This window comes from Paraburkholderia sp. BL9I2N2 (genome assembly GCF_004339745.1).
Classification (GTDB): Bacteria; Pseudomonadota; Gammaproteobacteria; order Burkholderiales; family Burkholderiaceae; genus Paraburkholderia.
In genome coordinates this window covers 770,993-783,691 of record NZ_SMGP01000002.1, presented here as the reverse complement: position 1 = coordinate 783,691, position 12,699 = coordinate 770,993, and the positions used below count along the sequence as shown (strand labels likewise).

Here is a 12,699-nt window from a genome sequence, read left to right as displayed (position 1 = left end):
CTCCTGAAGCAAAAAATGAATCGATCGGTTCGAGCAGCGTGGCTGCGCACTCGACTGCGGCGCGTTCAGCGCGCTCACATGCGCAGCTTCGCTTCCACGTAGAACGTGCGGCCGGGATATGGGTGGTAGACGAAGTAGCGGGCATCGAACAGGTTGTCGACGCCGATGCCGACTTCACTTAGCCTGGTCGGCTTGTAGGTGAATTTCGCGTCGGCCACCGTGTACGAACTCGTGCCGCCGAACACATCCGGATTCGTGTCGGTGTTGGTGAGCGTGTTGTACTGACGGCCCGAATAGCGCGCGGCAAGCGTGAGGGCCGCGCGTTCGTCGAAGTGATACGTCGCGGCGAGATCCGCGCGCCACAGCGGAATCCGGTAGAAGTATTTGCCGACCGTGGCCGGGTTCTGCGCGTTGGCGATGATCTTCGACTGCGTGTAGGCCACGCTCGCCAGCAGGTCCAGGCCGCGCACCAGCACGTCCTCTCCCGAGTAGCTCGTTTCCACGCCGCGCGAGCGGACCTTGCCGATGTTCTGGAAGTTCGTCACGTTGGGAATCACGGTCGTATCGGTCTGGCTGAAGATCGTGTTCTTCACGTCGTCCTGAAACAGCGAGAAGCGGAACACGCCGTTCCAGTGCGCCCATTCGGCGGTCAGTTCCTTCGAGAGATCGTCTTCGGGCTTCAGGTTCGGATTGTTGTTGACGATCGTGGAGCCGTTGATCTGCCCTTGAAACAACTCGCTGACCGTCGGAAAGCGATAGGCGCGGCCGATGGACGCGCGCACGATCAGATCCTCGGTGACGTCGAACGACAAGGAGGCTTTCGGCGAGAAGTGCTGCTGGCTCGCGTCGCTGTACGGCAGGGTCGTGCCGCCCAGCGACTGCGAGCCGCCATACGCCTGCCAGTCTTCGTAGCGCACGCCGTAGACGAGCTTCCAGCGCGGTAGAAAGCGCCATGCGTCCTGCGCGTAGAGCGCCTGGGTCTGCGTCTTGCCGGCAAACGCATTGGCGAACGACGTCGCCGCGCCGTCGCGCCAGTTCAGCGTGTTGTAACTCTCGTTGTCGAGGAAGTAGTTGTCGTAGTGATAGCCGAAGCTGAGCGCATGATTCGTGAGCCCCGCCTGTTGCGTCGCGGGCGTATAGGTGCTGCGCAGATCGAGCGTTTTCCAGCCGGCGCCGTCGCCGAAAATCACCGTGCCTGGACCGTTGCCCGGCGCGCCGGAATTCGCGGTGCGCGCCACGCTATTGCCGACGTCGTAGTATGAAGCGATCGCTTCGCCATTCCAGCCGGTGGCATTGCGCGTTTTCAGCGACAGGCCATAGAGCCAGTTCTCGCTATGGCCCAGGCTCGGCGCGAATGCGGCGGCGGGAATGGTGTATTCGTAACCGTCGATCGCCACCTTGCCGCCGTAGACCGGATTGCCGTTCGCCTCGCGCAGAAAGCTCGAGGTCTGGCTGTTGTAAGTCTGATGCCAGTATCCGAGCGTGAAGCCGGCCTGCAATGTCGGCGTGAAGTCGTACTGCATCTTCAGCTTGAACTGGTCCTGCACCGTGTGTTCGATGCCTTCGCCGTTCACGCCGAGTACCGCCGTCGGGGTGTTGGTCTGGTTGTTGTAGAAGTAGGCGCCGGTGACCGGCGTGTCGCCGGCTTTGGCGGGTGTGCTGGACTTGGCGAGCGTGGCGAATTGCAGCGGCTGGCTGGTGTTTTCCAGATGATTCACGCCGAGCAGAAACGAAAATTTGCCGATGCGGTCACCGAGCGTCGCGCTGGCTTCGCTGCCGTTGAAATTCTGATTCACGCCGAACAGGCTGAAGTGCTGGGTGAAGCCCTTGACGTCGGCGGTCGCTTCGAACTGTTTCGGCATGCGTGTGCTGATGAGCACGGTCGCGCCGAGCGAATTGCCCGGATAGAGCGCGGAAAATGGCCCATAGATCACATCCACTTGTTGGATCTCGTCGGGAAACACCATCGACCAGCGCGGCGGAAACGAATAGCTGTTGCCGAGCAGATTGCTGAGCAACAGACCATCCGCGTAGACGAGACCTCGCGCGCTTTGCGTGTTGCTGGTGCCGCGCACGGCGATGATCGAATTCAGATCGCCGATAAAGCGCTTGCGCACGGCGAGGTTCGGCATGTACTTCAGGACGTCTTCGGTGTTGACGACGGTCCAGTTGTCGAACTGCTCGCGGGTGACGGTCTCGACTGAAGCCGGCAGGTTGGGATCGACGGCGCGGGGTGCGGCGCTCGCATTCGCGCTGACGCTGATGGCGGGCAGCGCGGCCTCGGCGCTCGCGCTCTGCGCATGAGCGTGCGAGGCGACGAAAGCCGGCACGAACGCCGGAACGATGGCTGGCAGATAGCCGGACAAAAACGGCCGGGATAGCGGTTGACGCGAGAAGCCGCGTGCGCCACGGCGGGCGCAAAAGGGCAGCCTTCGCAGGGCGAAGTTGAGCATGAACGTTTCCTTGATGCATGAACAGGCGATCGCGCGCCCCCTCGACGGGTGCGACGAATGCGCGATCAGGACCGATGGCGATCAGGAAACGACGGGCGGAGCTCTAGGACGGCCGGACGGAAAGGCGCCGAGCGGCGTGAAGCGGGTGGATAGCGTGGGCGGCGCGGTGCCGGCAAGCGCGAGGGCGGCGGGCGGCTCGGCCGCGGCGACCGTCGGCATGGCGACGTGGTGCTGGAGCAGATGACAGTAGCCGCACGCGCCGAATGCGTCGTCATGGCTCAGATGGACCGGTGCGGGGGCGGTCTGGGTCGTCACGCTCGCCGTGCTTACCACGCCTGCCACGCTGAAATCGCGCGGCTGCAGCGCCGAACAGAGCGCGGCGAAGGGCTCGTGCGCGCTGTTCGACACCAGCATCTGACTCACGACCGGCGCGAACACGACGAGCCACATGGCGAACAGGCCAAGCCATGCGGTCATGCGGTTGCGAGAGCGTGGAATCATGATGGTGGGCATAAGGACGCGGGCGATTCTAACATTGCCGCGCCGTCTTTTCTCGCGTAATGCCGGTTATAGCGTGAGATTAGAAGGCCGAAATCCGCTCATTTCGCCGCGTTACAGGGGCGTCGATTCACGTAAGCTGCGTGGTACATGTTCCGCTTTCCCGGCCGCACCGAGGCTTCGGCACGCCAGATCCGGCTGCTGAAGCGCCGGTTAGGCGCGGCACATGCGATCGACCCGGCCGGATCATCGCCGACCCCAGTTACCACGACTCATGAACCACACGCAGCTCGCATCCTCGATCGACGATATCAACCAGCAGGCCGTCTCGTTGTTCTCGGCCGGACAATTCACCGAGGCTTTGTCGATGGTGACGCCGCTCGTCGACGGCGATGCGATGCCGGATGACGCCCTCGCCGACGCGTTGAATATCGCCGGGGCCTGCTCGTTTGCTTTGCAGCGGCCCGCTGATGCGGAAAGCCATTGGCGCCGCTGCCTGCAAATCAAACCCGCCTATGCCGAGGTGTACGGCAGTCTCGGCATGCTGCTCAAGTCGCTCGGCCGTCTGTCGGCGGCCAAGGCAATCTACCGGCAACTGGTCGTGCTGCGGCCCGGCCACGCCGACGCCCGCAATCATCTCGGCGCCGTGCTCTACGGGCTCGGCTACAAGGAGGAGGCGGAGGCGTCGTATCGCGAGGCGCTGGCGATTCGCCCCGACTACGCCGAAGCCCACTATAACCGCGGCATCGTGCTGCACGAACTGCGCCGCCTGCCAGAAGCGGAAGCGGCGTTCCGCCAGGCGCTGCCGGGACTGCCGGCTCATGCCGAAGCCCATAACAATCTGGGCAACGTGCTGATGGAACTCGGCCGTCTCGTCGAAGCGGACGCCGCCTACCGCGAGGCGCTGACCATCCGGCCGCAGTATCCGGAGGCGCTCAACAATCTCGGTGGCGTGCTGAAGGCGATGTTCCGTCTCACCGAAGCCAAACTGGCTTTTCGCCTTGCCCTCGCCATTCGTCCAGATTACGCGGAAGCTCTCCTGAATCTCGGCACCGTGCTCGCCGATCTCGAACGTTTACCCGAAGCCGAAGCGGCTTATCGCGAAGCCATCGCGCGACGCCCTGACTACGCCGAAGCGCACTACAACCTCGGCGTGGCGTTGTGCAAACTCGAGCATTTGTTCGAGGCCGAATCGGCTTACCGTGAAGCGATTCGCCTGCGGCCCGATCTCGTGCATGCGCACAACAACCTGGGGTGCGTGCTCCGCCGGCTCGACCGTCTACCGGCGGCCGTCGACGCTTTCGAGCGGGCATTGAGCGTGTGTCCCGAGATGGCGGAGGCGCATTACAACCTCGGCGCGGCGCGGGCGCAACTCATGCAACTGCCCGAGGCAGAAACCGCGTATCGCCGGGCGCTCGCTTTACGTGCCGATTACGGCGACGCGAAATTCGGCCTGGCTGTACTGCTGCTCGGCATGGGACGCTTCGAAGAGGGCTGGCGTCTGTACGAGTGCCGCTACGAGCAGCCCGGTTTCGTCCATCACAAGACCACGTCGATGTTGGGTTGCCCGCAGTGGCAAGGCGGCACGCTCGCCGACAAGTCCCTGCTGGTGTGGCAGGAAGACGGCCTCGGCGACATGATCCAGTTCAGCCGCTATTTCGCCTTGCTGAAAGCGCAGGGCGCCTCGCATATCGCTTTTGCGTGCGCACCGTCGCTGCACCGGCTGATGGCATGCGTCGACGGTGTCGACGCCGTGCTCGATCACGACACCGCGCGCGCCCAGTCGTCTGACTACGACTGCTGGGCGAGCCTGCTGAGCGCGCCGCTGCATCTGCGCACTAGCATGGACACGATTCCGCGCGCCGTGCGTCTAGCGACCGAGCCGGAGTTGGTCGAGCGGTGGCGTCCGGTGTTGGACGCGCTGCCGCCGGGTCGCAAGATTGGCCTCGTGTGGAAGGGCAACGCGAATCATCATAACGACGCGAACCGGTCGATACCTTCGCTCGCCATGTTGGCGCCGCTCTGGAGCGTGCCCGGACTGAGCTTCGTGAGTCTGCAAAAAGGGCGCGGCGAGGACGAGGCGCGCCATCCGCCAGCCGATCAACCGCTGTTCGACCTCGGCTCGCGCGTGACGGATTTCGCGGACAGCGCCGCGATCATCGCGCAACTCGATCTGGTGATTTGCGTGGACACGTCCATCGCGCATCTGACCGCATCGCTCGGTAAGCCGTGCTGGGTGATGCTGCCGGAAATAGATATCGATTGGCGCTGGCTGCACGATCGCAGCGATTCGCCGTGGTATCCGCACACGCTGCGCCTGTTCCGCCGCGCGCCGGATGAGGATTGGTCGATGCCGGTCGAGCGGGTGCGGCAGGCGTGCGTCGAACGGTTTGGCGCGGCGGGGCGCACGCTCAGTTGACTCGCGTGGTGCGCTTGCGGGGCGATTGCGTCGACGTGCCCTTAACCCTTAAGCCTCAGTCACCTGCAGGTGATACAGGCCCCAAGGTGACAGCTCGAAGCGGTCTTTGAGCGGCTTGCTCGACAACTCGGGGATGTTATCCGCGTCGTAGGTGGCCCACAGCGGACCGACGCCGCCGAGCGGCAGTGGCTTGCCGTCCATTTGTGTCGCCACGATGAATTTGTAGGCGCGCACTTTGTCGAGCGTCGTCGCGACCGCGTAGCCGTCCACCGCATGCATGACGATTTGCGTGCTGCCCGCGCTGGGTGCGCCGACGTGTTCGAGCACCTGGATGAGCAGCGGGCCGCTCAAGGTGTGCCGACGGGAATCGTATTCGGTGGTGGGCTTGATCGTCATGGCCGGCATGCCGGCGAGCGTAGCGAAATCGACGCCATACGCTTCGGAGAACTTCACCTGATGCTTGGCGAGCAACTGGTCGAATGCGGGATCGACCGCGCCGCGATTGTGCCGCTTGATCGCGCCGGTGATCGTCAGAACGACGGGCGATGCCGCACAGGCTTCTTTCCGGACGCGCTGGCTCCCGAATGCAGGCGCAGCCGCCGCGCTCAGTAGCGCGGCGCTGGTCAGGAAGTGGCGTTTATTCATTGCGTGGTCTCTGGGCGATGTGATGGGCGACGGCCTCGGCCAGATCGTCGCGGCCCCTATTGTCGGGCAATTGGCGCCGACTGTGTCACGGCCACGCTTTATATATCGCGTTGATTTCATATGCTCATGTCGCAAGCGGGAGCGCCGCTGTTACGACGTTGAAACTCGCACGGTTCTTCGCAGGTTGATGAGGAAATCGGGCTCGCGACGCGGCTTTTCGGCGCCGATAAACAGATTGGATGGCAATGTGCGCACTTTTAGGTGCTTCCCTTCGCGCTATCGGATCCTACAATGATCATTTTCACATGGCGAACATTGGCGAGGTGGAAATGGCGGACAAGGCAATGCTGGTGATGAGCACGCAACGCACCGGTTTCTTGCGGCGGGCAGGAAGCCCAATCGCTGCGCGCAAACACAATGCATATCGCGCGAAGGTCGGGTGCGTTGCAACGAGTTCGCGCGATGTATCGGCGCAGGAAGCGCGCCCATGAACGATCTTTCTCGCATTGCATTCGTCGGCTTCGGTGAGGCCGGCGGAATACTCGGTTCGGCGCTGGCTGCGAAAGGCGTACAGGTATCGATGTTCGACCTGCGGCGCGACGCGCTGCGTGAGAAGGCGCAGGCCGCGCGCGTTCGGGTCGGCGATACGCTGGCAAGTGCCATCGAGCATGCGCAGATCATCGTCTCCGCGGTGACCGCGCAAGCCGACTTCGAAGTGGCGCAAGCGGTCGCAAGCTGCATCGCGCCGGATCAAATCTACCTCGACATCAACTCGGTTTCGCCGCACACCAAGCAGCACGCGCAGGCTTGCATCGAAGACGCCGGTGCGCGGTACGTGGAGTCCGCCGTCATGGCGCCCGTGCCGCCTTATGGTCTCGCGGTGCCGATGCTGCTGGGCGGCGCCGAGGCCGCGCGGGTCGCGGCTCTGCTCACGCCGCTGGGCCTCAACGCGCGTGCCGTGTCGGAGAAGATCGGCGTGGCGTCGGCCGCGAAGATGTGCCGCAGCGTCATGATCAAAGGCATCGAAGCATTGACGGTGGAGTGTCTGCGCGCCGCACGGCACTACGACGCCGAGTCGATCGTACTGGCCTCGCTGGCCGAAACGTTCACGAAGATGCGCGACGACGCGGACGTGCCTGGCTACCTGATCAGCCGCGTCGCGGAGCATGGGCGGCGACGCGCGGCGGAAATGCGCGAAGTCTCGCAGACGCTGGAAGAGGCCGGCATCGTGCCGTTCATGAGCGACGCGTGTGCGCGTTTGCAGGACAACATCGCGGATGCAATGCAGGAAGGCGGCATCGACTACGGCTCGTTAGCCACGCCATTCGACTGGCGTGCCTTCTTCGACGGACTGCCGGAATAGCGTTTCTCCGGCCACACGCGTCCACCGCGACTAGTTCGCGGCGATGTTGATCGTACGCGTCACATCGACCACCGAGAGGCGAATCGCGTCGATCAACGCGCGCGCGGCAGGCGAGGGCGTGCCCGTTGCGCGCACCGTCAGGCCGATCTCACGGCGGGTGTTGTGCAACTGCACGTCGAGCACCACCAGCTGCCCGGACTGCACCTCGTGATGCAACTGCTGCGCCGATAGCGCGGCCGCCATGTCCGTGCCGAACAGCAGGCCGCGAATCACCGCGAGGTCCGCGGTTTCGACCGTGGGCATGGGCGGCTTCACTTTCATGCGCCTGAATTGCGCTTCGAACAGCGCGCGCGCCGGCGCATGGCTGCGCGGCACGATCCACTGCGCGTCGCGCAAGTCCATGATGGTCAGGTTGCGCGCCTGCGCGAGCGGATGATCGCGGCGCACCAGCACCACCATGTCTTCCGACATCAAGCGCTCGTTCTTTAGGCCGCTGCTGGCGTCGTTGTCGCGCAGCGCGCCGAGAATGAAATCGATGTCGCCGGCACGCAGCCCCGCGACGAGCGCCTCGTAGTTGCTTTCGTCGGTGACGACCCGCACGCCCGGATTTTGCGAGGTCATGCGCGCGATCGCTTTGGGCAGGAGCAGCGTGCGGCCGAGCGGTAGCGCGCCGACCGTCACCGAGCCCTGAATCTTGCCGTGCAATGCGGCGATGTCGTCGGGTACGTGCCGTAGTTCGTTCAATGCGCGACGTACGTGCAGCAGGAACGTTTCGCCTTCGGTGGTGAGCAGAATGCCGCGCGGGCTTCGATGAAACAGACTCAGGCCCGAGCCGCTTTCCAGCACGCGAATCGCGGTGCTCACGGCGGGCTGACTGATGCCGAAGGTCTTCGCGGCACTCGGCATATGCCGGTGCCGCGCGAGCGCCACGAACAGTTGCAATCGCCGCGTGTTGAGCAGATACGCCGGCAGTGCGCCTTCCGCCGCGGGCCGGCGACGCGCCTGCCGCGCGCCGCACCATTGCGCGAGCTCTTCCAGTTCCGCGAAAATCCGTTCGCAGCGCTGCAACACGGCACGTCCCACAGCGGTCGGCAGCATGCCGGAAGGGCCGCGATCGAACAGCGGCTCGCCGAGTGCGGACTCCAGTTCCTGCACGGAACGCGTGACGGCCGACTGCGCGCGAAACAGCGCGGCGGCGGCGCGCGTCGCGCTGCCCATGTCGGCGACGAGTCGAAACGCGCGCAACTGCGCGAGGTTGAGCAATTCCTTGCCGCTTGCGGATGACGCCGTCCTCGCCGGCGCCGCGTTGCTGACGGAGGAAGTAGCGGTGCTCGTCATGCCGCGCCCGCGATCAGATGCAGCGTGGGCAGCGACAGATTCAGGCTTTCCTTCGAGATGTGCGTGTGTTCCTTCATCAACGCTTCCACACGCGCGCCTTCGCCCTTGTTCAGTGCATCCGTAATCGCATGATGCTGGCGATGCGCGTACATGAGCATCAAGAACTGGCGCTCCCTGGCGGATTCGTCGAAGGCGACCGTGGCGGGCGAGACGAACGGGATCTTGTCGTTCAGGCTCAACGCCGCGCTCACGGCCGTGTTTTGCGCAGCCTCGATGATGAGCGCATGAAAGCGCCCGTTCATGGCGGCGTAGCGCACGTCGTCGCCCTGGTTCAGATGGCCCTTGCTGAAGATCTCGTCGCCTTCGCGCAGGCACTCGTCGAGCGATGCAGCCAGCGCCGGGCCCACGCCGCTCTCCGCGACTGAACGCGCGGCCAGTCCTTCGAGCACGCCGCGCACGTCGATGCCGTTGAGCACGTCTCTGACGCTGAAGCGGCGCACGACATAACCGCGCCCGCCGGAACGGTCCAGCAGACCCTCCGAGGACAACACGCTCAGCGCATAGCGCAGCGGCGTGCGCGAAACGCCGAGCCATTGCGCGAGCTGCGCTTCCACGAGCCGCTGGCCGGGCGACAGTTCGCCCGCCAGAATCTTCTCGCGTAAGGTCTGGACAATCGCCTGTTGGGTGGTCTCGTTCATGGATATCGACTCGTTGGACGCCGTCAGTATAGCCATGCGCGCAGCGGTACACCACGCTTCTCGAGAGGCTTGCGTCTTCGTTTCAGGGTCATCTGTTTTGTTTATCGAGAACGGTCGAGCGAGAGTGCCCGCTAAAGCCCGATGTGCCTGCTCGGGATACCGACAAAGCCATACGCCGAGCGGGTTGCAGCAGTGCTGCGAATGCCATAAAGCGGTAACCCAAGCCGCTTTGAACTGTATTTCCCGTCTCGCATGAGGTTTACCCGCACTTTCTGAGAGCCTGCGCGATTCTTATCTTCGTATCCCAAGAGGGTTGCGAAGGCCACCTCGCCGGAAACGACCGCGTATCCGATCGGCAAGCGGCTCTCGCGCAGCAGCAAGCGACGGAAGACGACGATATGGCAAGGATCATGGGTGGCATCGGGAGGTCCCGTGTGTGCATGAACCACAGCGTCTTGCCGCGATGAAACATGTCGGGTTGCCCGAGTCCGAAGCCGAGTAAGCGCACGTGACCTGCGCCGTCTCTGCAGCGGTTTTCAATTCGATACGAGAAAGAGCGGCAGCGCCGCGCGAGACCTCGCGCGCTGCTGCCCGTATGACATCACTGATGTGAGACGCGTTACAAGGAGAGAGACATGGGCGGCAATTTCAGCGTGAGCGGAACGGAACTCGCGGGCGGTGCGGCTGCATCGCAACCAACATGGCCGAACCGCGCGGCGATGATTCGCGCCGGCGTGACCGGCGGATTGATCGGCGCGGTGGTCATCTGGATTTATGAGGCGCTCGTGTGGGTGGCCGCGCAACACATGATGCCGCTCGCGGGCATTCCCCGTAACGCGACCGGCCTCGTGTTCGGCAAAGAGGTGCAGGCGTCGCTCGGGATCTGGGCATATGTGGTGGGCACGGCGATCCACTTCGTGTTCGCGAGCGCCTGGGGCGTGCTGTTTGCAGCGATCTGGCCGTACTTCTCCCGACGCGGATATGAAGCGACGCTGGTGGCGTTGTTCTACGCGGTGCTGGCGTGGATCGCCATGCATGTGGCGATCATGATCGCCTCCGACAACCACCCGAACTATTACGACCCCGCTGTGATCATCGGCGGATTCATGTCGCACATCTTCTTCACCGTGCCGTTGGCCCTGACGGTGAAACGGCGGCTGCAAAACGAGGGGCAATAGTGCTGCTGCGTGAATGCCCGTCGCCCAGGTACTAGCAAAAAAGTATTTCAACAAGAGATGTAGCAATTGGAGATCTGGAGCATGAAAAAAAGTATCAGACGTGTCGACGCCGTGCTGTTCGGCGCGGCGATCGCAGCCGCCATGCCGGCTTTTGCTCAAAGCAGCGTGACCTTGTACGGTATTGTCGATAACGGCCTGTCGTATACCAACAATCAATCGACCCTCGGCTCGACCAGTGGCGGCAAATCGGCCGTCAAGATGACGCCTGGCGTATGGGCCGGCAGCCGCTTCGGCCTGAAGGGCGGCGAGGACCTGGGCGGCGGCACGAAGGCGATCTTCCAGCTCGAATCCGGTTTCAATTCGGCGACGGGCGGCCAGCAATACACCAATGCGATGTTCGGCCGCCAGGCGTGGGTCGGCTTGACCAACCCGGTGTACGGTACCTTCACGGCGGGTCGCCAATACGCGTCGTACTACCAGTTGCTCTCTCCTTACAGCCCGACCACCTGGATCACCGGATACTACGGCGCGCACCCGGGCGATATCGACGGCCTCGACACGATTTACCGTGCGAACAACACGCTGGAGTACACGTCGCCGAAGTTCTATGGTCTGACGGCGAGCGGCTCGTATTCGCTGGGCGGTGTCGCGGGCAGCACGAACCGTGGCTCGACGTGGTCGACGGCGGTGCAGTATGCAATGGGCCCGGTGGGCCTCGCAGTCGGCTTCTCGCGGATCAACAATTCGACGTCGGGCGGCGGTGCGTGGGGCGCGGATTCGACCACCACCAACGGCGGCTCGCAGATTGGCGTGTCCGCGTTGACGAACGGCTATCAGACCGCGCAGGCACAGCAGCGTTTTGCGGTTGGCGGTGGTTACACGTTCAATAGCGCGTGGGATGTCACGGCCACGTATTCGAACGTCCAGTACATTCCGGGCACGGGTTCCAAGTTCCACGACACGGAGATCTGGAACACCGGCGGTCTGGTCCTGCACTGGAAGCCGGCGGTTGCCTGGGATTTCGGCGCGGGCTACAGCTACACGCGTGCGACGCGCGCGAACGGCATCGACGACAACGCGCAGTATCACCAGTTCAACCTGTCCCAGTACTACTCGTTGTCCAAGCGCACGGGCTTGTATGCACTTGAGGCGTATCAGAAGGCGAAGGGCAAGACGCTGGGCACCAATGGCGCGGGGCAGATCATCGACGCCACGGCGACGCTCGGCGATGGATACAACTCCACGCCTTCTTCGTCAGGCAGTCAGGTGGCGGTGGGGGTTGGCATTATTCACCGGTTCTGATTTGAAGCCTCGGTGATGACGCGGGCCGGGTTGCGACTATCGCACCCGGTTTTCTTATTGGCGCGTGCGCTCTCGCGGCGCGCTGTTCCTATTACATGCGAGGTAATTGGCGAGCCTCACGCTCACGCCTAATCTTCGGTTGTCGCGCAATTCACTCCGAACCGCGTTCACTATCGAGGACACAACATGTCGACGTTTCAGGTCTACACCATCGACTCCGCGCCGGAACAATCCAAACCGGTCTTGCGGCAGCTCCAGCAAACTTTCGGCTTCATCCCCAACATCGCGGGGACCATGGCCGAATCGCCCGTGCTGGTCAGCGCCTTCATTCAACTGTTCCAGAAGGTCCACTCGGGCACGTTCACGGAAGCGCAGATCCAGACGCTGCTGTTGACGAACGCCGTCACCAACGCATGTACGTGGGCGGTCGCGTTTCACACCGCATTGGCGTTGAACGAAGGACTCACGCCCGCCGATGTGGACGCGATTCGCGCAGGCCGCACGCCTACGGACCGCAAACACGCCGCGCTCTCCACGTTGACGAAGACCGCGATCCAGAAGCGCGGACATCTCGACGAGCGTGAGGTGGGCGCATTTCTCGAAGCCGGTTTCCGTCGCGATCAGGTACTCGAAGTGCTCGCGGTGGCGGCGGCTTCGACGATCACGAACTACGTGGGCAGCATCACGCGGCCGCCGCTGGAAGAACAGTTCCAGGTTCACGCCTGGACGGCTTGAGTTGCGTGAGGGATGGGCTCGGTCAGCACAAGCGAGTATGCTGACCGGCGAGTTTCGGTTGAACGGCGCT

General features: G+C 63.5%; 10 protein-coding genes. 5 read left to right on the top strand and 5 right to left on the bottom strand.

The features are described from left to right. Positions 1 to 74: 74 nt before the first annotated feature. The gene (locus tag B0G74_RS25440; RefSeq protein ID WP_132377610.1) at positions 75 to 2,453 is read right to left on the bottom strand and encodes a TonB-dependent receptor; all 2,379 of its coding nucleotides are present in this window, start codon (positions 2,451 to 2,453) and stop codon (positions 75 to 77) included. An 81-nt stretch (positions 2,454 to 2,534) separates the two neighbouring features. Continuing rightward, on the bottom strand, positions 2,535 to 2,954 hold the full coding sequence (locus tag B0G74_RS25435; protein ID WP_132377609.1) for a DUF2946 domain-containing protein: 420 nt from the start codon (positions 2,952 to 2,954) through the stop codon (positions 2,535 to 2,537). A gap of 271 nt (positions 2,955 to 3,225) precedes the next feature. Between B0G74_RS25435 and B0G74_RS25430 the strand changes: the two genes are divergently transcribed. After that, positions 3,226 to 5,370 (top strand): tetratricopeptide repeat protein, encoded by a 2,145-nt coding sequence (locus B0G74_RS25430; protein ID WP_132377608.1) that lies wholly within the window; start codon positions 3,226 to 3,228, stop codon positions 5,368 to 5,370. 48 nt (positions 5,371 to 5,418) lie between these two features. Here the strand turns inward: B0G74_RS25430 and B0G74_RS25425 are convergent, their stop codons facing one another. Beyond that, positions 5,419 to 6,015: a molybdopterin-dependent oxidoreductase gene (locus tag B0G74_RS25425; protein ID WP_132377607.1), complete on the bottom strand. Its 597-nt coding sequence runs from the start codon at positions 6,013 to 6,015 to the stop codon at positions 5,419 to 5,421. Positions 6,016 to 6,502: 487 nt separating this feature from the next. On the opposite strand from B0G74_RS25425, the gene B0G74_RS25420 reads away from it, so the two are divergent. Beyond that, positions 6,503 to 7,378 carry an NAD(P)-dependent oxidoreductase gene (locus B0G74_RS25420; RefSeq protein WP_132377606.1) on the top strand — a complete coding sequence of 292 codons (876 nt, stop codon included), beginning with the start codon at positions 6,503 to 6,505 and terminating at the stop codon, positions 7,376 to 7,378. 30 nt (positions 7,379 to 7,408) lie between these two features. Here B0G74_RS25420 and B0G74_RS25415 read toward each other — a convergent pair whose 3' ends face one another. Beyond that, complete coding sequence (locus tag B0G74_RS25415) at positions 7,409 to 8,716, bottom strand: LysR substrate-binding domain-containing protein (RefSeq protein WP_132377605.1); 1,308 nt, start codon at positions 8,714 to 8,716, stop codon at positions 7,409 to 7,411. Continuing rightward, complete coding sequence (locus tag B0G74_RS25410; RefSeq protein WP_132377604.1) at positions 8,713 to 9,414, bottom strand: GntR family transcriptional regulator; 702 nt, start codon at positions 9,412 to 9,414, stop codon at positions 8,713 to 8,715. Before B0G74_RS25410 ends, B0G74_RS25415 begins: the two co-directional genes overlap by 4 nt. A 635-nt stretch (positions 9,415 to 10,049) precedes the next feature. On the opposite strand from B0G74_RS25410, the gene B0G74_RS25405 reads away from it, so the two are divergent. The 3 genes from B0G74_RS25405 (at position 10,050) to B0G74_RS25395 (ending at position 12,629) form a co-directional block, all read left to right on the top strand. Then, positions 10,050 to 10,592 (top strand): hypothetical protein, encoded by a 543-nt coding sequence (locus tag B0G74_RS25405; RefSeq protein WP_132377603.1) that lies wholly within the window; start codon positions 10,050 to 10,052, stop codon positions 10,590 to 10,592. Positions 10,593 to 10,673: 81 nt separating this feature from the next. Then, complete coding sequence (locus tag B0G74_RS25400; RefSeq protein WP_132377602.1) at positions 10,674 to 11,894, top strand: porin; 1,221 nt, start codon at positions 10,674 to 10,676, stop codon at positions 11,892 to 11,894. A gap of 186 nt (positions 11,895 to 12,080) precedes the next feature. Next, a complete protein-coding gene (locus B0G74_RS25395; RefSeq protein ID WP_132377601.1) occupies positions 12,081 to 12,629 on the top strand; it encodes a carboxymuconolactone decarboxylase family protein in 549 nt (182 codons plus the stop codon). The last annotated feature ends 70 nt before the right edge of the window (positions 12,630 to 12,699 follow it).